This is a genomic window from Streptomyces sp. NPDC002306 (genome assembly GCF_053593435.1).
Genome location: NZ_JBSFCK010000019.1, coordinates 95,721 through 114,333 on the forward strand (window position 1 = coordinate 95,721; position 18,613 = coordinate 114,333).

General features: G+C 68.7%; 18 protein-coding genes and 3 tRNA genes. 3 read left to right on the forward strand and 18 right to left on the reverse strand.

The features are described from left to right. Positions 1–39: 39 nt before the first annotated feature. The 9 genes from rpoB to ACWCQK_RS29115 form a co-directional block, all read right to left on the reverse strand. Positions 40–3,525, reverse strand: a complete 3,486-nt coding sequence (gene rpoB, locus ACWCQK_RS29075) for a DNA-directed RNA polymerase subunit beta (protein WP_385788953.1) — start codon at positions 3,523–3,525, stop codon at positions 40–42. A gap of 609 nt (positions 3,526–4,134) precedes the next feature. Next, positions 4,135–4,515, reverse strand: a complete 381-nt coding sequence (gene rplL / locus ACWCQK_RS29080) for a 50S ribosomal protein L7/L12 (RefSeq protein ID WP_451159871.1) — start codon at positions 4,513–4,515, stop codon at positions 4,135–4,137. A gap of 112 nt (positions 4,516–4,627) precedes the next feature. Next, positions 4,628–5,158 (reverse strand): 50S ribosomal protein L10, encoded by a 531-nt coding sequence (gene rplJ, locus ACWCQK_RS29085; protein WP_451159873.1) that lies wholly within the window; start codon positions 5,156–5,158, stop codon positions 4,628–4,630. A 284-nt stretch (positions 5,159–5,442) separates the two neighbouring features. Then, positions 5,443–6,312 (reverse strand): hypothetical protein, encoded by an 870-nt coding sequence (locus ACWCQK_RS29090; protein WP_451159875.1) that lies wholly within the window; start codon positions 6,310–6,312, stop codon positions 5,443–5,445. A 140-nt stretch (positions 6,313–6,452) separates the two neighbouring features. Next, positions 6,453–7,178 carry a 50S ribosomal protein L1 gene (gene rplA / locus ACWCQK_RS29095; protein ID WP_451159877.1) on the reverse strand — a complete coding sequence of 242 codons (726 nt, stop codon included), beginning with the start codon at positions 7,176–7,178 and terminating at the stop codon, positions 6,453–6,455. Between the two features lie 85 nt (positions 7,179–7,263). Then, positions 7,264–7,698 (reverse strand): 50S ribosomal protein L11, encoded by a 435-nt coding sequence (rplK, locus tag ACWCQK_RS29100; RefSeq protein WP_018543896.1) that lies wholly within the window; start codon positions 7,696–7,698, stop codon positions 7,264–7,266. Between the two features lie 171 nt (positions 7,699–7,869). Next, positions 7,870–8,796, reverse strand: a complete 927-nt coding sequence (nusG, locus tag ACWCQK_RS29105; RefSeq protein ID WP_451159879.1) for a transcription termination/antitermination protein NusG — start codon at positions 8,794–8,796, stop codon at positions 7,870–7,872. 80 nt (positions 8,797–8,876) lie between these two features. Continuing rightward, positions 8,877–9,164, reverse strand: coding sequence for a preprotein translocase subunit SecE (gene secE / locus ACWCQK_RS29110; protein ID WP_451159881.1), 288 nt, complete (start codon positions 9,162–9,164; stop codon positions 8,877–8,879). A 109-nt stretch (positions 9,165–9,273) separates the two neighbouring features. Further along, a tRNA-Trp gene (locus ACWCQK_RS29115) sits at positions 9,274–9,346 on the reverse strand. Between the two features lie 284 nt (positions 9,347–9,630). Between ACWCQK_RS29115 and ACWCQK_RS29120 the strand changes: the two genes are divergently transcribed. Beyond that, positions 9,631–10,857: a pyridoxal phosphate-dependent aminotransferase gene (locus ACWCQK_RS29120; RefSeq protein ID WP_451159883.1), complete on the forward strand. Its 1,227-nt coding sequence runs from the start codon at positions 9,631–9,633 to the stop codon at positions 10,855–10,857. A 122-nt stretch (positions 10,858–10,979) separates the two neighbouring features. After that, positions 10,980–12,011 carry an adenosine deaminase gene (locus ACWCQK_RS29125; RefSeq protein ID WP_451159885.1) on the forward strand — a complete coding sequence of 344 codons (1,032 nt, stop codon included), beginning with the start codon at positions 10,980–10,982 and terminating at the stop codon, positions 12,009–12,011. Here the strand turns inward: ACWCQK_RS29125 and ACWCQK_RS29130 are convergent, their stop codons facing one another. Continuing rightward, on the reverse strand, positions 12,012–12,623 hold the full coding sequence (locus ACWCQK_RS29130) for a TetR/AcrR family transcriptional regulator (RefSeq protein ID WP_451159886.1): 612 nt from the start codon (positions 12,621–12,623) through the stop codon (positions 12,012–12,014). It lies immediately after the preceding gene. A gap of 138 nt (positions 12,624–12,761) precedes the next feature. Here ACWCQK_RS29130 and ACWCQK_RS29135 point away from each other — a divergent pair, with 138 nt between their 5' ends. Further along, a complete protein-coding gene (locus ACWCQK_RS29135) occupies positions 12,762–13,391 on the forward strand; it encodes an NAD(P)-dependent oxidoreductase (protein WP_451159888.1) in 630 nt (209 codons plus the stop codon). Positions 13,392–13,450: 59 nt separating this feature from the next. On the opposite strand, the gene ACWCQK_RS29140 is transcribed toward ACWCQK_RS29135, so the two are convergent. The 8 genes from ACWCQK_RS29140 to ACWCQK_RS29175 all read right to left on the reverse strand — a co-directional run bounded on the left by ACWCQK_RS29140 (position 13,451) and on the right by ACWCQK_RS29175 (position 18,585). After that, a complete protein-coding gene (locus ACWCQK_RS29140) occupies positions 13,451–14,506 on the reverse strand; it encodes a UDP-N-acetylmuramate dehydrogenase (RefSeq protein ID WP_451159890.1) in 1,056 nt (351 codons plus the stop codon). A gap of 155 nt (positions 14,507–14,661) precedes the next feature. Beyond that, the gene (locus ACWCQK_RS29145) at positions 14,662–16,140 is read right to left on the reverse strand and encodes an MFS transporter (RefSeq protein ID WP_451159892.1); all 1,479 of its coding nucleotides are present in this window, start codon (positions 16,138–16,140) and stop codon (positions 14,662–14,664) included. A gap of 104 nt (positions 16,141–16,244) precedes the next feature. Next, the gene (locus tag ACWCQK_RS29150) at positions 16,245–16,814 is read right to left on the reverse strand and encodes a TetR/AcrR family transcriptional regulator (protein ID WP_451159894.1); all 570 of its coding nucleotides are present in this window, start codon (positions 16,812–16,814) and stop codon (positions 16,245–16,247) included. Between the two features lie 286 nt (positions 16,815–17,100). Then, complete coding sequence (locus tag ACWCQK_RS29155; protein ID WP_451159896.1) at positions 17,101–17,529, reverse strand: MaoC family dehydratase; 429 nt, start codon at positions 17,527–17,529, stop codon at positions 17,101–17,103. A gap of 7 nt (positions 17,530–17,536) precedes the next feature. Further along, entirely contained in the window at positions 17,537–17,989 is a 453-nt protein-coding gene (locus ACWCQK_RS29160; protein ID WP_451159898.1) for an FAS1-like dehydratase domain-containing protein, read from the reverse strand. Positions 17,990–18,140: 151 nt separating this feature from the next. After that, on the reverse strand, positions 18,141–18,305 hold the full coding sequence (gene rpmG, locus ACWCQK_RS29165; protein WP_003948671.1) for a 50S ribosomal protein L33: 165 nt from the start codon (positions 18,303–18,305) through the stop codon (positions 18,141–18,143). 88 nt (positions 18,306–18,393) lie between these two features. Further along, positions 18,394–18,466: transfer RNA gene (locus tag ACWCQK_RS29170), tRNA-Met, on the reverse strand. Between the two features lie 46 nt (positions 18,467–18,512). Next, positions 18,513–18,585, reverse strand: a tRNA-Thr gene (locus tag ACWCQK_RS29175). Positions 18,586–18,613 lie beyond the last annotated feature (28 nt).

Genomic DNA, 18,613 nt, shown 5'->3' on the forward strand with positions numbered 1-18,613 from the left:
GGGCCGGCCGGGCTCATGCTGAGCCCGGCCGGACTCCCGTCAGACCTCTTCGACGCTGCTCGGCTCACGCCGGGACAGGTCGATGCCAAGCTCCTCCGCTGCGCGGAAGACGTCCTCGTCGGTGTCGCGCATCTCGATGGACATGCCGTCCGAGGACAGCACCTCCACGTTGAGGCACAGGGACTGCATCTCCTTGATGAGCACCTTGAAGGACTCGGGGATGCCGGGCTCGGGGATGTTCTCGCCCTTGACGATGGCCTCGTAGACCTTCACGCGGCCGGTGACGTCGTCGGACTTGATGGTCAGCAGCTCCTGGAGGGCGTACGCGGCGCCATAAGCCTCCAGCGCCCACACCTCCATCTCTCCGAAGCGCTGGCCACCGAACTGGGCCTTACCACCCAGCGGCTGCTGGGTGATCATCGAGTACGGACCGGTCGACCGAGCGTGCAGCTTGTCGTCGACCAGGTGGTGGAGCTTCAGGATGTACATGTAGCCGACCGAGATCGGCTCGGGGAACGGCTCACCGGAGCGGCCGTCGAACAGCGGCGCCTTACCGGTCGGAAGCACCATGCGCTCGCCGTCGCGGTTCGGGATCGTGTGCTCGAGCAGACCGGCGAGCTCGTCCTCACGCGCACCGTCGAAGACGGGGGTGGCGACGTTGGTGCCCGGGGCGACCTGGTCGGCACCGATGACCTGAAGACGCTGCGCCCACTCGTCGGCGAGGCCGGAGACGTCCCAGCCGCGGCTGGCGAGCCAGCCGAGGTGGATCTCCAGGACCTGTCCCGGGTTCATTCGGGACGGGACACCGAGCGGGTTGAGGATGATGTCGACCGGGGTGCCGTCCTCCAGGAACGGCATGTCCTCGATCGGCAGGATCTTCGAGATGACGCCCTTGTTGCCGTGACGGCCGGCGAGCTTGTCACCGTCGGTGATCTTGCGCTTCTGCGCCACGTACACGCGCACCAGCTGGTTCACACCGGGGGGAAGCTCGTCGCCCTCCTCGCGGTCGAAGACGCGGACGCCGATGACCTTGCCGATCTCGCCGTGCGGGACCTTCAGGGAGGTGTCACGGACCTCGCGGGCCTTCTCACCGAAGATCGCGCGCAGCAGGCGCTCCTCCGGCGTCAGCTCGGTCTCACCCTTGGGCGTGACCTTGCCGACGAGGATGTCGCCGGCGACGACCTCGGCACCGATACGGATGATGCCGCGCTCGTCGAGGTCGGCGAGGACCTCCTCGGAGACGTTCGGGATGTCCCGGGTGATCTCCTCGGGGCCGAGCTTGGTGTCACGGGCGTCGACCTCGTGCTCCTCGATGTGGATCGAGGAGAGGACGTCGTCCTGCACGAGGCGCTGCGACAGGATGATCGCGTCCTCGTAGTTGTGACCCTCCCACGGCATGAACGCCACGAGCAGGTTCTTGCCCAGCGCCATCTCGCCGTTCTCGGTGGCCGGACCGTCGGCCAGGACCTGGCCCTCGATGATCCGGTCGCCCTCGTTGACGATGACCTTCTGGTTGACCGAGGTGCCCTGGTTGGAGCGGGCGAACTTGGCCAGGCGGTACGTGATGTACGTGCCGTCGTCGTTGGTGGTGGTGATGTAGTCCGCGGAGACCTCCTGGACCACACCCGCCTTCTCGGCCTTGACCACGTCGCCGGCGTCGACGGCGGAGCGGTACTCCATGCCGGTGCCGACGAGCGGGGACTCGGACTTGATGAGCGGCACGGCCTGGCGCATCATGTTCGCGCCCATGAGGGCACGGTTGGCGTCGTCGTGCTCGAGGAACGGGATCATGGCGGTCGCGACCGACACCATCTGGCGCGGCGAGACGTCCATGTAGTCCACGTCGTCACCGGCGACGTAGTCGACCTCGCCGCCACGGCGGCGGACCAGGACGCGGTTCTCGGAGAAACGCATGTCGTCGTTCAGGCCGGCGTTGGCCTGGGCGATGACGAATCGGTCCTCTTCGTCGGCCGTCAGGTAGTCCACCTCGTCGGTGACCTGGCCGTCGACGACCTTGCGGTACGGCGTCTCGACGAAACCGAACGCGTTGACCCGGCCGTAGGACGCGAGCGAACCGATCAGACCGATGTTCGGGCCTTCAGGGGTCTCGATCGGGCACATGCGGCCGTAGTGCGAGGGGTGCACGTCACGGACCTCGAAGCCGGCCCGCTCACGGGACAGACCACCCGGGCCGAGCGCCGACAGACGGCGCTTGTGGGTGAGACCCGACAGCGGGTTGTTCTGGTCCATGAACTGCGACAGCTGGCTGGTGCCGAAGAACTCCTTGATGGAGGCGACGACCGGCCGGATGTTGATCAGGGTCTGCGGCGTGATCGCCTCGACGTCCTGGGTCGTCATGCGCTCACGCACGACGCGCTCCATACGCGCCAGACCCGTGCGGACCTGGTTCTGGATGAGCTCGCCGACGCTGCGCAGACGACGGTTGCCGAAGTGGTCGATGTCGTCGGTCTCGACGACGATCGACTGGCCGCTGTCGGCGACCGTCTCGGTCTCGCCCGCGTGCAGCTTGACCAGGTACTTGATCGTCGAGATGACGTCCTCGACGGTCAGGACGCCCGCGTCGAGCGGAGCCTCCGCACCCAGCTTCTTGTTGACCTTGTAGCGGCCGACCTTGGCCAGGTCGTAACGCTTCGGGTTGAAGTAGAGGTTCTCGAGCAGCGTCTGCGCGGCCTCACGGGTCGGCGGCTCGCCCGGACGCAGCTTGCGGTAGATGTCGAGCAGCGCGTCGTCCTGGCCCTGGGTGTGGTCCTTCTCCAGGGTGGCCCGCATCGACTCGTACTCGCCGAACTCCTCGAGGATCTGCTCGGTGGTCCAGCCGAGAGCCTTCAGGAGGACGGTGACGGACTGCTTGCGCTTGCGGTCGATGCGCACACCGACCATGTCGCGCTTGTCGATCTCCATCTCCAGCCAGGCACCCCGGGACGGGATGATCTTGGCGGAGAAGATGTCCTTGTCGGACGTCTTGTCGATGGAGGAGTCGAAGTAGACACCCGGCGAACGGACCAGCTGCGACACCACGACACGCTCGGTGCCGTTGATGACGAAGGTGCCCTTGTTCGTCATGAGCGGGAAGTCGCCCATGAAGACCGTCTGGGACTTGATCTCGCCGGTCTCGTTGTTGGTGAACTCAGCCGTGACGAAGAGCGGGGCCGCGTACGTGAAGTCGCGGTCCTTGCACTCGTCGATGCTGTTCTTCGGCGGCTCGAAACGGTGGTCGCGGAAGGTCAGCGACATCGACCCGGAGAAGTCCTCGATCGGAGAGATCTCCTCGAAGATCTCCTCCAGACCGGACTTGGTGGGGACGTCCTGACCGGACTCCAGAGCGGCCTCGACACGAGCCTTCCACGCGTCGTTGCCGAGCAGCCAGTCGAAGCTCTCGGTTTGCAGCGCAAGAAGGTTCGGAACCTCGAGGGGCTCCTTGATCTTTGCAAAGGAGATGCGCAGCGGGGCGGTGCTGGCAGCGTTGTTCGTATTCGCGGTCGAGGCAGTGCGCGAGGCGGCCAAGAGGGGGTCCTTCCGAGGGCTCGGACTCACTACGCGCGTACCGGTCCCTCTCTCACGCATCACGACAGGCTTGTCCCGATTTGGCTAAAAGGCCAGGTCAGGAGTGGTCCGATCATCGATGCTCAAGTGAGGGCATGCCCCTGGTGACGGGCAGGAGGCAGCTAACAGGCAGCGCAAAGGGTCAGTGTAGCCACTTGGCACACTGATGTCCAGTGCGGGTTTTTCGAGACCCTCGTTGTTCTCGACACCTGCGCAAGCCCACGTCCTCAATGCACGTTGATACTGCCCTCTTCGTCGTCGATCCATGCCTCGGATCCGGATCGTTGTGACGACGCGTCCTGAGAATTGCGCGCTGCGTGCGGTTCGTCAAGGCCCCCTTGCCCGAACCGGGTACCGCGCTCGTCACGTGCGGCCTGTCACCAGGGGGGTCCGGAGGCACGATGAAGATCACCATACTCTCCGGGGTCCCCCGTGCAAGGCAGCCGCCGCCGACCCTCGGAACGCCGAAGAGCGACCACCCGGATGGATGATCGCTCTTCGGTGCGCTCGCGTTACAGCCTCAGGAGGCCGTCTTCGCCGCGCGGCGAGGTCCGCGGGACCTCGGAGGTGTTACTTGACCTCGACGGAGGCGCCGGCGCCCTTGAGGGACTCGGCGGCCTTCTCGGCGGCGTCCTTGGCGACCTTCTCGAGAACGGCCTTCGGGGCGCCGTCCACGAGGTCCTTGGCCTCCTTCAGACCCAGGGAGGTCAGCTCACGCACGACCTTGATGACCTGGATCTTCTTCTCGCCGGCACCCGTGAGGATGACGTCGAACTCGTCCTGCTCCTCAGCGGCCTCGACGGCGGCGGCGGGGCCGGCCGGGGCAGCGGCGACGGCCGCGGCGGCGGTGACGTCGAACTTCTCCTCGAAGGCCTTCACGAACTCGGAGAGCTCGATGAGGGTCATCTCCTCGAACTGCGCGAGCAGGTCGTCCTGGCTGAGCTTCGCCATGATGGGCGATCCTTCCACTAATTCGGCTGGTGCCGGTATGTACTGGTGAGGCGGGCGTACGTTCGGCCCGCTACGACCGTCGCCTCAGGCGGCGGTCAATGCGCGAGCCGAATTACTCGGCACCGCCCTGCTCGGCCTGCTTGGCACGGAGCGCGTCCACGGTGCGGACGAGCTTCGAGGGAAGCGCCTGGAAGAGCTGCGCAGTCTGGGTCTGCTTGCCCTTGAAGGCACCCGCCAGCTTGGCGAGCAGAACCTCGCGGGACTCGAGGTCCGCGAGCTTCTTGATCTCGTCGGCGGACAACGCCTTGCCGTCAAGGACACCGCCCTTGATGACGAGGTTCGGGTTGTCCTTGGCGAAGTCACGAAGACCCTTCGCCGACGTCACCGGGTCACCGGTGATGAAGGCGACCGCCGTCGGACCGTTGAACAGGTCGTCAAGCGTGTCGATCCCGGCCTCGTTGGCCGCAATCTTGGTCAGCGTGTTCTTCACCACGGCGTACTGGGCGTCGTCACCGAGCGAACGACGCAGCGTCTTGAGCTGCGCCACGGTGAGACCCCGGTACTCGGTCAGCACGGCGGCGTTCGAGCTGCGGAACTGGTCCGCGAGCTCGGCTACCGCGGCAGCCTTGTCGGGCCTTGCCATAGAGCGTCGGCCTCCTTCCGGGTGATGAGGACCGCTCAGAAGGGGCTGGGCAAAACGAAACGCCCCGGCGCAGGCGCACGGGGCGTAGCTCGACCGGGTGCTCATGGCGTGAACCACGAACTCCGGGAGCAATTCCACGGTCACCTGCGCGGGTCGTCCGCAGTCAGCGGATCCTTCGGCCACCGCGTCCTCGTACGAGCACACGGCAACGACCAGCGGTCTTTGGCTTCTGGGAGAGAGTACGTGAGCGGGACGCCGGCAAGCAAATCCGTCCGTACGGGGGCTCAGTGCCCGTCCTGCCGCCGCATCAGGTCCTCGAAGTCCTGGGTGTCGGCGGCCGGCGGGCGCTGGACCGAGAACCGTACGCCGTAGTCGCGGTAGTAGGCGGTCTGGGTCATCAGACCTGTCGACATCCGCGCCTTCTCCACCTTCTTGACCAGCAGGTCCCGGTCGTCGACCCAGATGTCCACGGTCTCCGCGGTGACCCCGGCCCCGCTGAGCTGCCCGCGCAGCGCCGCGTCGGTGAGGGCGGAGACGTCCACCGTGCCCGAGTAGTGCCGGGTACGCACGCCGTCCACCGTCTCCTCCCCCGCCGCGCGGACGTCACCCGAGGCCAGCAGGAGCCTGACCGGAGGGATGGGGGCGGTGTTGCGGAGCTGGTCCTTCAGATACGTGCCGGAGTCGCCGGGCAGCGCGTCGAGGTCGTCGTAGTCGTACCTGATCCAGTGCCTGCCGCCCATCTGCCGCGCGAACCGGGCGCCGACCTCGGCGTAGTAGGCGTCGGGCAGCAGCCGGGCCTCCATCGTGGTGGTGCCGAGTCTGCGCATGGTCTCGGCCAGTTCGCCGCCGGTGTACGTGATGCGCAGGGTGCCGGTGGAGTCGCCGGCCCAGTCGAGGGTGCCCTCGGTCTTCGTGGAGAGCATGGCGCCCATGACCGTGACGGAGCTGATCCGAGCGGAGCCCGCCGTGCCGGTGGCCGTCCGCACGGCGCGCAGCGCGGCCGCGGTGCGCGGGTCGAGGCGGTGCGGGGCGCCGTCGGATATCGCGGGCCCCGGGCTCCCGTCGCGCGACGCCGTGGTGCACCCCGTGGCCGCCGTCAGCGCGGCCGCCAGCAGGAACGGGAGGATGCCGCGCCCGACGAGTCCGTCCCTCATCCGTACCCCCCTCGTGTCCCCGTGATCTTCACGCTAACCCGGCGCGGCGCAAAGGGCACGGGTGCGCGCGAAAACGGGTACGGGCCCCGCACCTGGAAAGGTGCGGGGCCCGTGACCGACTGAGGTGAGCGTCAGGCTGCTCAGACCGCGGCCGGGTCCTCCTCGACGAGGAGGTTGCGGGTGCGGTTCGAGTCGAGCGGGATGCTCGGGCCGATCGTGGTGCTGACGGCGGCCTTCTTGATGTAGCGACCCTTGGCGGCGGAGGGCTTCAGGCGGAGGATCTCCTCCAGCGCGGCGCCGTAGTTCTCCACCAGCTTCTCGTCGTCGAAGGACACCTTGCCGATGATGAAGTGCAGGTTCGAGTGCTTGTCGACGCGGAACTCGATCTTGCCGCCCTTGATGTCGTTGACAGCCTTGACGACGTCCGGGGTGACGGTGCCGGTCTTGGGGTTCGGCATGAGACCACGGGGACCGAGCACGCGGCCGAGGCGGCCGACCTTGCCCATGAGGTCAGGGGTGGCGACGACGGCGTCGAAGTCCAGACGGCCCTTCGCGACCTCGTCGATCAGTTCGTCGGAGCCGACGATGTCGGCGCCCGCGGCCTCCGCGGCCGCAGCACGGTCACCGGTCGCGAAGACCAGGACCCGGGCGGTCTTGCCGGTGCCGTGCGGCAGGTTCACGGTGCCACGGACCATCTGGTCGGCCTTGCGCGGGTCGACACCCAGGCGGAAGGCGACCTCGACGGTGCCGTCGAACTTGGTCGTGGAGGTCTCCTTGGCGAGACGGACGGCCTCGAGCGGGGCGTAGAGCTTGTCCCGGTCGACCTTGGCGTCCGCAGCGCGGAGAGACTTGCTGCGCTTGCTCACTACTGCTCCTGTGTGTTCTGAGGAGTCGTGGTTGGGGCCGAGCAGGCCCTGCCACGGTTCTACGAAGGTGCTACGGGGCTGGGGTTCAGCCCTCGACCGTGATGCCCATGGAACGGGCGGTGCCGGCGATGATCTTGGACGCGGCGTCCAGGTCGTTGGCGTTGAGGTCGGGCATCTTGGTCGTGGCGATCTCGCGGACCTGCGCCTCGGTGATCTTGGCGACCTTGGTCTTGTGCGGCTCGCCGGAGCCCTTCTCGACACCCGCGGCCTTGAGGATCATCTTCGCGGCCGGCGGCGTCTTGGTGACGAAGGTGAAGGAACGGTCTTCGTAGACCGTGATCTCCACCGGGATCACCCAGCCACGCTGCGACTCGGTCGCGGCGTTGTAGGCCTTGCAGAACTCCATGATGTTGACGCCGTGCTGACCGAGCGCGGGGCCGACCGGCGGGGCCGGGTTCGCCGCACCGGCGTTGATCTGGAGCTTGATAAGCCCCGTGACCTTCTTCTTCTTGGGAGGCATTGCTCTCTCCGGGTCCTAGTGAGAGTTTTCAGCTTCCGCCCGGTTAATCCGGATGGAGGCATACCGCACTACGATAACGGGTATCCCCGTGCGGCCAAAAACCGAGCAGGTCAGACCGGCTGCGAGAGCCTGTCTGACCTGTTCGGAGGCATGTGGTCCGGAAGGACTGGATCAGTTCTTCTGGATCTGGTCGAAGGAGAGCTCGACCGGCGTCTCACGGCCGAAGATCTCCACGAGGCCCTTGACCTTCTTCGAGTCGGGGTTGATCTCGTTGATGGTCGCCTGGAGCGTGGCGAACGGGCCGTCGGTGACGGTGACCGAGTCGCCGACCTCGAAGTCCAGCACCTGGACCTCGACCTTGCGCTGCGGAGCCGGCTTGCCCTCGGCCTCGGCGGCCTCGCGGGCGGCCTTCTCCTCGGCCTCCGGGGCGAGCATCTTGACGATCTCGTCCAGGGTCAGCGGGTACGGGTCGTAGGCGTTGCCCACGAAGCCGGTGACGCCGGGGGTGTTGCGGACGACGCCCCAGGACTCGTTCGTCAGGTCCATGCGGACGAGGACGTAGCCCGGGAGCTTGTTCTGCTTGATCGTCTTGCGCTCGCCGTTCTTGATCTGCGCGACTTCTTCCTGCGGCACCTCGGCCTGGAAGATGAAGTCCTCGACGTTCAGCGAGACGGCACGCTGCTCGAGGTTGGTCTTCACGCGGTTCTCGTAGCCGGCGTAGGTGTGGATCACGTACCACTCGCCGGGCAGGGCGCGCAGCTCCTGACGGAGGGCCTCGACCGGGTCGACGGGCTCGGCCGGCTCTTCGGCGGCCTCTTCCTCGTCCTCGTCGGCAGCGTCCTCGTCGGCTTCGGCGGCCTCGTCCTCGTCGGACTCCTCGGACAGGTCCTCTTCGGACTCGTCGTCGGTGGCCTCGTCCTCGTCCACGGCGTGGACCGCGGCCTCCTCGGCCGGATCGCCCGCCTCGGCCTCAGCAACCTCGAACTCGTCCTGCTCGTCCGCGCCCTCGACGATGTCGAGCTCGTCATCCACGGAATCCACGGACTCCACGGACTCGTCCGGCTCGATGGCGTCGTCGTTCAGGTTGGCGTCAGACACGTGGCTGCTTCTTCCTGGATACATGGGGGTGGAACGCGCGAAAGGGGCGCCGGTAACCACGGCGCCCTTCGCTGGTCGGCTCAGCCGAAAACGTACTTGGCGGCGTGATTGAGTCCATAGTCAATCACGGTCACCAGGCCGATCATGATGACAACGAAGACGATGACCACCGTCGTGTACGTCGTCAGCTGGTTACGCGTGGGCCAGACGACCTTGCGCAGTTCCGCGACGACCTGACGGTAGAAGAGCGCGAGTCGCTTCAGCGGGCCCTTCTTGGCGCGCTTGCCGCCCTTGCGGGACTTCTTGCTGGACTCTGGCGCCTCGTCCTGGGCATCAGGCATGTCGATGGAGCCCACGGCGTCCGCCATTCGTCCTCACCTGATTCCGGGTCGTGGCCGTGCCGCGCCCGGTCTGAGCCGCACGGCGATACATTTCTTTACGTGCATGTGCACACATCATTGGCGAATGTGTGTGTTGCAGGGCCGGAGGGACTTGAACCCCCAACCGCTGGTTTTGGAGACCAGTGCTCTACCAATTGAGCTACGACCCTTTGTCTGTCCCCAACTTACCGCATCCGACCGGGTGCTCGGTGTGTGCACCTGGTGCGAGCGGTCCGCTGAAGGCCAACGAGGTGAGAGTGTACGTGCTTCGCGGCCGGTCGTCGAACAGAAAGTGCCCGTGGGGGTACTCGGGGCGGAGGTTCCCCGTGGGGGTGGCGGAAGATCACCCAGGCCATCGCCGGAATCCGGACTTCTGTTCACGACCGCGCCCGGACCTGTTCAGTCTGTGAAACCCGTGTGCCGGGGGGGTTTCCGGTCTGGAACGATGGGCCGCATGAGCGCTGCAACCCCTCCCACCGAGCGCCGGGTCTCGGCCCGCATCGGCTCGATCTCCGAGTCCGCCACCCTCGCCGTGGACGCCAAGGCCAAGGCCCTCAAGGCCGCCGGGCGTCCGGTGATCGGCTTCGGCGCGGGCGAACCCGACTTCCCGACCCCGGACTACATCGTCGAGGCGGCCGTCGAGGCCTGCAAGAACCCGAAGTACCACCGCTACACGCCGGCGGGTGGTCTGCCCGAGCTGAAGGCCGCCATCGCCGCGAAGACGCTGCGCGACTCCGGCTACGAGGTCGAGGCGTCCCAGATCCTGGTGACCAACGGTGGCAAGCAGGCCATCTACGAGGCGTTCGCCTCGATCCTCGACCCGGGCGACGAGGTCATCGTCCCCGCGCCGTACTGGACGACCTACCCGGAGTCGATCCGGCTGGCCGGCGGCGTCCCGGTCGACGTCGTCGCCGACGAGACGACCGGCTACCGGGTCTCGGTGGAGCAGTTGGAGGCGGCCCGCACCGAGAACACCAAGGTGCTGCTCTTCGTCTCCCCCTCCAACCCGACCGGCGCGGTCTACTCCCGCGCGGAGATCGAGGCGATCGGCCGCTGGGCCGCGGACCACGGCCTGTGGGTCCTCACCGACGAGATCTACGAGCACCTCGTCTACGGCGACGCGGAGTTCCACTCCCTGCCGGTGGTCGTGCCCGAGCTGGCCGACAAGTGCATCGTGGTCAACGGCGTCGCCAAGACGTACGCCATGACCGGCTGGCGCGTGGGCTGGGTCATCGGCCCGAAGGACGTCGTCAAGGCGGCGACGAACCTCCAGTCGCACGCCACGTCCAACGTCTCCAACGTGGCCCAGGTGGCCGCCCTGGCCGCGGTCTCCGGTGACCTGTCGGCCGTCGCGCGGATGCGCGAGGCCTTCGACCGGCGCCGCGGGACCATCGTGCGGATGCTGAACGAGATCGACGGCGTGCTCTGCCCGGAGCCCGAGGGCGCGTTCTACGCGTACCCGTCGGTGAAGGGCCTGCTCGGCAAGGAGATCCGCGGCAAGCGCCCGAAGGACTCGGTCGAGCTGGCCGCCCTGATCCTGGAGGAGGCCGAGGTCGCGGTGGTACCGGGCGAGGCCTTCGGCACACCCGGTTATCTGCGGCTGTCGTACGCGCTCGGTGACGAGGATCTCGTCGAGGGCGTGAGCCGGATCCAGAAGCTGCTGGCGGAGGCGCGGGACTGAGCTCCTTCGCGATACGGGGCACCCGGGACGTCGTTCCCGGGTGCCCCGTTCGTCTGTGCGAGCAAGACCACGATCGGGGAAAGAGGTACCGGGACGGCGGCGGCGTACGGCAGGATCCTTGAATGGAGCGTGTACGTGATGTCTCTGAGCTGCCGAAAGCCCATCTGCATCTGCACTTCACCGGGTCGATGCGGCCCGGCACCGTGCTGGAACTGGCCGACAAGTACGGGGTGCGGCTGCCCGACGCGCTGACCGAGGCGCTGACGAGCGGGGAACCGCCGAAACTGCGGGCCACGGACGAACGGGGCTGGTTCCGCTTCCAGCGGCTGTACGACGCGGCGCGCTCGTGCCTCAGAGAGCCGGAGGACATCCAGCGGCTGGTGCGGGAGGCCGCGGAGGAGGACGTACGGGACGGCTCGGGCTGGCTGGAGATCCAGGTCGACCCGACGTCGTACGCGCCTCGCCTGGGCGGGCTGATCCCGGCGCTGGAGATCATCCTGGACGCGGTGGAGGCGGCCTCGCGGGAGACCGGGCTCGGTATGCGGCTCCTGGTGGCCGCGAACCGGATGAAGCACCCGCTGGACGCCCGGACGCTGGCCCGCCTGGCGGTGCGGTACGCGGACCGGGGGATCGTCGGTTTCGGGCTGTCGAACGACGAACGCCGGGGCATGGCCCGGGACTTCGACCGCGCGTTCGCGATCGCGCGCGAGGGCGGCCTGCTCGCCGCGCCGCACGGCGGCGAGCTGACCGGTCCGGCCTCGGTGCGCGACTGCCTGGACGACCTGGGCGCCGCGCGGATCGGCCACGGAGTGCGCGCGGCCGAGGACCCGCGGCTGCTGAAGCGGCTCGCGGACCGTGGCGTGACCTGCGAGGTGTGCCCGGCCTCGAACGTGGCGCTCGGCGTCTACGAGAAGCCCGAGGACGTGCCGCTGCGGACCCTGTTCGAGGCGGGCGTCCCGCTGGCCCTGGGCGCCGACGATCCGCTGCTGTTCGGCTCCCGGCTGGCGGCGCAGTACGACATCGCCCGCCGGCACCACGGCTTCTCGGACGCCGAGCTGGCGGAGCTCGCCCGCCAGTCCGTACGCGGCTCGGCGGCACCGGAGAGCGTGAAGGCGAAACTGCTGTCCGGGGTGGACGACTGGCTGACGGCGTAACTAGTCGCGCGCGGTGATGCCGGGCAGGAGGGTGCGGGCCAGGCGCCGGGCGAAGTCGTCGACCGGTGGACGGGTGCCGTCCCGCGTCGCGTCGTAGGCGAAGGCGCGCTGCGCGCACGCGCCGAGGAGCAGGGACGCGGCGGCGAAGGTGTCGGCGTCGGGTGCGACGCGTCCGGCGGCCTGCTCGGCGCGCAGATAGGCGCCGAGGCCCTCGATCGGCCGGTGCGGGCCGGTGCCCATCTCGCGCATCGCGTCGTCGTGCCGTCGCTTGAGCGCGGTCTCGGCGTACAGGGAGGCCGCGATCGGGAAGCTCTGCTCGTAGAAGAGGGCCGCCTGGCGGGCGATCTCGGTGAGGTTCTCCTCCAGGCTGTGCGGGCCGGGATCGGCGGCGAGGCCGCTCAGCAGCGGGGTCAGCCGCGGGAGCCGTTCCGCGAGTACGCGTATGAACAGCTCCTCCTTGCTCGGGAAGTACTTGTACAGGGCCGCCTCGGAACAGCCGGCCGCCCTGGCGATCTCCTTCGTCGTGGCGCGGGCCAGCCCGACGGTGAGCATCAGCTCGTGCGCGGCGTCGAGGATGCGGACCCGGGCCGGTGCGGCCTGTCTCTGCTGCATGGGGCCCAAGGATTCCATGGTGTGTCCCTCTCGGACGCGACCGGGGCTTGACGGGTGGGTGAGTGCTTACTCACCCTAGGGGAGACATGGGTGAGTGAATACTCACCCACCCCATCTGAGACTGCACGGGAGAAGGTCATGAACCTCACCGTTCTCGGTGCCACCGGAGGCATCGGTCAGGAAGTCGTCCGTCAGGCGCTGGCGGCGGGACACCAGGTCACGGCGGTCGTGCGGGATCCCGCCCGGCTGACCGTCACCGGCGCGGGCCTGGAGGTGTTCCGCGCCGACCTCGCCGAGCCGGCCGCGCTGCGGCCCGCGGTGGCCGGCCGGGACGCGGTGCTGTCCGGGCTCGGCGCCCGTCGGCGCAAGGACGCCGGGGTGGCGGCCCGGCTGACCCGTACGGTGCTGGGCGCGATGGAGGCGGAGGGGGTCCGGCGGCTGCTCGTGGTGAGCGCCGGGCCGGTGGGACCCGAGCCGGACGACGGCCTGCTCGACCGCGGTATGCGCGCTCTGGTCTCGGTCGCCCTCAAGGACGTGTACGCCGACCTGCGCGCCATGGAGGCCGAGCTGGCCCGCAGCACCACGGACTGGACGGTCGTACGGCCGCCTCGGCTCCAGGACAGGCCGCTCACCGGGACCTACCGGACGGTGATCGGCGGCTTCCCGCCCCGGGGCCGCTTCATCGCCCGCGCGGACGTGGCCCACGCGATGCTGGCGATGACCGGGGACCCGGGAACCGTGAAACAGGGCGTGGGACTGGCCTACTGAGAGCCTACTGCGACCTGTCCGGCCTGCCCGCCCTGTGCGGGTGGGGGCGCGGCGGCCGGCTACAGGCCGGTCCCCACCATCACCGGCTCGTTGACCAGCGTGATCCCGAACGCCTCCCGGACGCCCCCGACGACCTCGCGGGCCAGTGCGAGCAGGTCCTCCGTGGTGGCCGCGCCGCGGTTGGTGAGGGCGAGCGTGTGCTTGGTGGAGATCCGGGCGGGGCCGGTGCCGTAGCCCTTGGTGAAGCCGGCCTTGTCGATCAGCCAGGCGGCCGAGGTCTTGGTGTGACCCTGCCCCGCCGGATAGGCGGGCGGCTGCGCGCCGTCGCCCAGACGCTCCGTCACCCGCGCGTGGAAGACGGCGAAGTCGGCGTCGGTGAGGATCGGGTTGGTGAAGAACGATCCGGCGGACCAGGTGTCGTGGTCCTCGGGATCCAGGACCATGCCCTTGCCCGCGCGCAGCTTCAGCACGGTCTCGCGGGCCCGGGCCAGCGGCACCCGGTCGCCGGGCTCCACCCCCAACGCCCGTGCCGTCTCCGCGTACTTGAGGGGCGCCGACAGCCCGTCCGCGTCCGTCAGCTCGAAGCGGACGCGCAGCACGACATAGCGCTCCGGGTCGGCCTTGAAGCGGCTGTGCCGGTAGGAGAACGCGCACTCGGCGTTCGTGAGGGTGACCGTCTCGCCGGTCCGGCGGTCGTAGGCGATCACCTCGGTGATCGTCGAGGACACCTCCTGGCCGTACGCCCCCACGTTCTGGATCGGGGTCGCGCCCGCCGATCCGGGGATGCCGGCCAGGCATTCGACGCCGGCCAGCCCGGCCTCGACGGTGCGGGCGACGGCGTCGGTCCACACCTCGCCCGCGGCCACCTCCAGGCTGGTGCCGGCGAGCTCGAACCCGGTGGTCGCGATGCGCAGGGCGGTCCCGGCGAAGCCCTTGTCGCCGATGACCAGGTTGGATCCGCCGCCGACGACCAGCAGCGGGGTCCCGCTCGCGTCGGCCTCGCGGACGGCCGCGATCACCTCGGCGTCGGTCGTCGCGGTGACCAGCCGGGTCGCGGGACCGCCCAGCCGGAAGGTGGTCAGCGGGGCGAGGGGAGCGTCGTGGAGTTCCTGCACGCGCTCAAGACTACGAGACGGCACCGACACCCCGGCCCACCTGTGGACGGTGGGCCCCGGCACCCGCGCGTACCGCCGCTCCCGGCGCCCGGGGACGCACGCACGCGTACAGCCCCGTCGCGGTGGACGGGGCTGTGGCGGGGCTGTCGTGCGTCTCAGCGGGTCGCGGGCTCCAGTACCTCGACGGGACGCTCCACCGTGCCGTCGCCCGCACCCGGGTCGGCGTCCGTCACCGTGGCCCGGACCGCGCGCCGTCCGGCCGGGATCACCAGCGCCGCGACACCGGCGAGGGCCACCACCCCGGAGCCGGTGACCAGGGCGGGACGCAGGCCGTCGACGAAGGACTGGGCGGACTCGTAGCCACCCTGGGCCGCGAAGATCGACGCCATGACGGCGATACCGAGCGCGCCACCCACCTCGCGCAGGGCGTTGTTGGCGCCGGAGGCGATGCCCTGCTCCTTGGGGAGCACGCTGGACATCACCAGGTTGGCGGCCGGGGCGAAGTAGAGGGCCATTCCGATGCCGCTGACGATCAGGCCGGGCAGCTGGATCGCGTAGGAGGCGTCGGTCGTGACCACGGAGGCCATGTAGCCGAGGCCGACGGCCTGGAAGAAGAGGCCGGTGGCGACGACCGGGCGGCCCCCGATGCGGTCGGAGAGGATGCCCGCGATCGGTGCGACGATCATCGGCATACCGGTCCACGGCAGCATCCGCAGGCCCGCCTCGGTGGGCGAGTAGCCGAGCACGCCCTGCATGTACTGGCTGAGCAGGAAGATCGAACCGAACATCCCGAGGAACATCAGCATGCTCGCCGCGTTGATCCCGGCGAAGGCGCGGGAGCGGAACAGCCGCATCGGGAGCATGGGGTTCGCCGCGCGGCTGCCGTGCAGGACGAACGCGGCCAGCAGCACCCCGCCCGCGATCAGACCGGTCAGGACGAGGGGGCTGGTCCAGCCGTCGGCGGTGCCGCGGACCAGACCGTAGACGATGCCGAAGAGGCCGCCGCTGGCGAGCAGGGTGCCGGGGAGGTCGAGCGGCGCGCCGGTGCCGTGGGACTCGGCGAGGCGCAGCCGGGCGAGCGGCAGCAGGACCACGCCCAGCGGGACGTTCAGCCAGAAGATCCAGTGCCAGGAGATGTGTTCGGTGAGGCTGCCGCCGATGAGGGGCCCGGAGGCGACGGCGAGGCCGTTGACGGCACCCCAGATCCCGTACGCCATCCCGCGCTTGGCGGCGGGCACGGCCGCCGTCAGCAGGGTCAGCGTCAGCGGCATCATGATCGCCGCGCCAACGCCCTGTACCGCGCGGGCGGCGATGAGGGAGCCGATGCCGGGTGAGAGGGCCGCGGCGGCGGACGCGGCGGTGAAGACGGTCAGGCCGGCCAGGAACATCCGGCGCCGCCCGAAGCGGTCACCGAGCGCCGCACCGAACATCAGCAGCACGGCGAAGGTGAGCGTGTAGGCGCTCACGGTCCATTCCAGGTCGTCCAGCGCACCGCCGAGATCCTCGCGGATCGACGGCAGCGCCGTGGTGACGACGAGGTTGTCGAGGGCCGCCATGAATCCGGCGACGCTGGTGATGACGAGGGCCCACACGGTTCCCCCGCGACGTGCGCTGTGCGCGTTCTGCTGTGACATCGCTCCCCCAGAGCGTCTGGCGTGCCTGATATTCGAGGTTAGTTATTACTGACTAAGTTTTGCGCTCAGAAAAAGGGCCGCGGTCCGGCCCTTCCACACAGCCGCTACTTCTCCAGCCGGCCACTGACGCGCGCCGACGGATAGAGCCCGTCCCACACGCGATGCCCGGCTGGAAAGCCCATGGCCACCAGGCAGTTGACGAGCATGCCGTACGCCATGAAGGTCGTCGTCTCGTTGACCTCCGCACCGAGCGGCAGGTGCACCGTGTCCCACAGGCGCATCCAGCCGGCCCGCACGGACTCACCGAGTTCGTGATCGCCGGCCTGCTCGGCGGCGGCCACCGTGACGTACATCTGCATCTGCATCAGCAGTTGCTCGGGGCGCTCGGCGATGAGCGTGGTGTAGGCGTTCGCCATGGCGTGCAGGGCCTCCTCGCCCTCCAGCCCCTTGGCGGCCTCCTCGAACGTGCCGATCACGTCCGCCATGCAGTGCTCGACGGTCGCGAGGAAGATCGCCTTCTTGCCCGGGAAGAGCCGGAACAGATACGGCTGCGAGACGCCGACGCGCTTGGCGATCGCCTCCGTGGACGTCCCGTGGTAGCCGCCCGTCGCGAACTCGGCCGTCGCCGCGCGGATGACGCTCTCGCGCCTCTCGTCTGCACTCATCCTGGCCATGCGAGTAAGTTAGTACTCAATCACTAACTACGTCAAGAAGTCTCTTTGGGCCGACTCGGAGGTAAGAGGCGCCCGCTCTTGAGGGCGCCCCTTACCGAGAGTGCGGTGCCGCAGGACCGCGTCGGCATCGCCGCAGGTCCGCACGGGTGCGCGTACGCGGTCACGTGGACGGGACAGTGGGCAGGACGGACGGCCATGCGGGTGTGCACGTCAGGCCCACCGGCCGACCGCTGGTGAGCCGTCAGGCCGACCGCCAGGAGCCACCCGGCCGACCGCCTGTGAGCCGTCAAGCCAGCCTGACGACCGCCCGCGACATCCCGAGCACCTTCTGACCGGCGCACATGGCCGTGAGGTCCACGCGCACGGTGTCGTCGTCGAGCTTGGCCGCGACCTTGGCGCTCACTTCGATGGTGGCGCCCTCGTCGTCGTTGGGGACGACCACGGGCTTGGTGAAACGGACGCCGTACTCGACGACCGCCGCCGGGTCGCCGGCCCAGTCGGTGACCACCCGGATCGCCTCGGCCATGGTGAACATGCCGTGCGCGATGACGTCCGGGAGGCCGACGTCCTTGGCGAACTTCTCGTTCCAGTGGATCGGGTTGAAGTCCCCGGAGGCTCCGGCGTACCGGACCAGAGTGGCGCGGGTCACCGGGAAGGTCTGCGCGGGCAGTTCGGTGCCGACCTCGACGTCGTCGTAAGCGATCTTCGCCGTCATCGGTTCCTCACGCTCCCTCGGCCGCGCGGGCCACCAGCTTGGTCCAGGAGGTCACCACGTGCTCGCCGGCCTCGTCACGGACCTCGCCACGGATGTCCAGGATGTCGTTGCCGGCCATGGACTTGATCGCCTCGATGGTCGAGACGACGGTGAGCCGGTCACCGGCCCGCACCGGGCGCGCGTAGGTGAACTTCTGGTCGCCGTGCACCACACGGCTGTAGTCCAGCCCGAGCTGCGGATCCTCCACGACCTGTTCCGCGGCCTTGAAGCTGATCGAGAAGACGAAGGTCGGCGGGGCGATCACGTCGGGGTGGCCGAGCTGCTTGGCGGCATCCGGGTCCGTGTACGCCGGGTTGGTGTCCCCCACCGCCTGCGCGAACTCACGGATCTTCTCCCGCCCTACCTCGTAGGGCTCGGTGGGCGGATAGGTACGCCCCACGAAGGACTGGTCGAGCGCCATGGCCCGGAACCTCCTGCTGGTGTTGCTCGGATCTGCGGTGATCGGCGGCGACCGGTACCCCGTCAGCGGTCGGTACCGCGTCGGCGACGGCCTGCCGAAACGACGCGAGGCCGCCCCCAGACTAGGGGGCGGCCTCGCGTACGAGCCTGATTTATCGCGTTTCGCGGTGCGCGGTGTGCGCGTTGCAACGCGGGCAGTGCTTCTTCATCTCCAGTCGGTCCGGGTTGTTACGCCGGTTCTTCTTGGTGATGTAGTTCCGCTCCTTGCACTCCACGCAGGCCAGCGTGATCTTCGGGCGGACGTCGGTGGCAGCCACAGGAGTGCTCCTTGACGAACGGATGGGACGATTAACGCATAAAAGAGTAGCCGATCGAAGGACCGACCCCGCAATCGGCTACTGTCAGTAGCGGTGACCGGACTTGAACCGGTGACACAGCGATTATGAGCCGCTTGCTCTACCGACTGAGCTACACCGCTTTGATGCGATCGGGCCCCGCCTCACGGCGGGAACCTCACACACCAGAGCCCCAATACGGAATCGAACCGTAGACCTTCTCCTTACCATGGAGACGCTCTGCCGACTGAGCTATTGGGGCGAGCGATGAAGACATTACACGGTCCGCC

Bases quoted from the DNA above. Each gene is read 5' to 3' on its own strand.
- rplL (WP_451159871.1), bottom strand. From the start codon at position 4,515: ATGGCGAAGCTCAGCCAGGACGACCTGCTCGCGCAGTTCGAGGAGATG.
- rplJ (WP_451159873.1), bottom strand. From the start codon at position 5,158: ATGGCAAGGCCCGACAAGGCTGCCGCGGTAGCCGAGCTCGCGGACCAG.
- ACWCQK_RS29090 (WP_451159875.1), bottom strand. From the start codon at position 6,312: ATGAGGGACGGACTCGTCGGGCGCGGCATCCTCCCGTTCCTGCTGGCG.
- rplK (WP_018543896.1), bottom strand. From the start codon at position 7,698: ATGCCTCCCAAGAAGAAGAAGGTCACGGGGCTTATCAAGCTCCAGATC.
- secE (WP_451159881.1), bottom strand. From the start codon at position 9,164: ATGGCGGACGCCGTGGGCTCCATCGACATGCCTGATGCCCAGGACGAG.
- ACWCQK_RS29120 (WP_451159883.1), top strand. From the start codon at position 9,631: ATGAGCGCTGCAACCCCTCCCACCGAGCGCCGGGTCTCGGCCCGCATC.
- ACWCQK_RS29125 (WP_451159885.1), top strand. From the start codon at position 10,980: ATGGAGCGTGTACGTGATGTCTCTGAGCTGCCGAAAGCCCATCTGCAT.
- ACWCQK_RS29130 (WP_451159886.1), bottom strand. From the start codon at position 12,623: ATGCAGCAGAGACAGGCCGCACCGGCCCGGGTCCGCATCCTCGACGCC.
- ACWCQK_RS29135 (WP_451159888.1), top strand. From the start codon at position 12,762: ATGAACCTCACCGTTCTCGGTGCCACCGGAGGCATCGGTCAGGAAGTC.
- ACWCQK_RS29145 (WP_451159892.1), bottom strand. From the start codon at position 16,140: ATGTCACAGCAGAACGCGCACAGCGCACGTCGCGGGGGAACCGTGTGG.
- ACWCQK_RS29150 (WP_451159894.1), bottom strand. From the start codon at position 16,814: ATGGCCAGGATGAGTGCAGACGAGAGGCGCGAGAGCGTCATCCGCGCG.
- ACWCQK_RS29155 (WP_451159896.1), bottom strand. From the start codon at position 17,529: ATGACGGCGAAGATCGCTTACGACGACGTCGAGGTCGGCACCGAACTG.
- ACWCQK_RS29160 (WP_451159898.1), bottom strand. From the start codon at position 17,989: ATGGCGCTCGACCAGTCCTTCGTGGGGCGTACCTATCCGCCCACCGAG.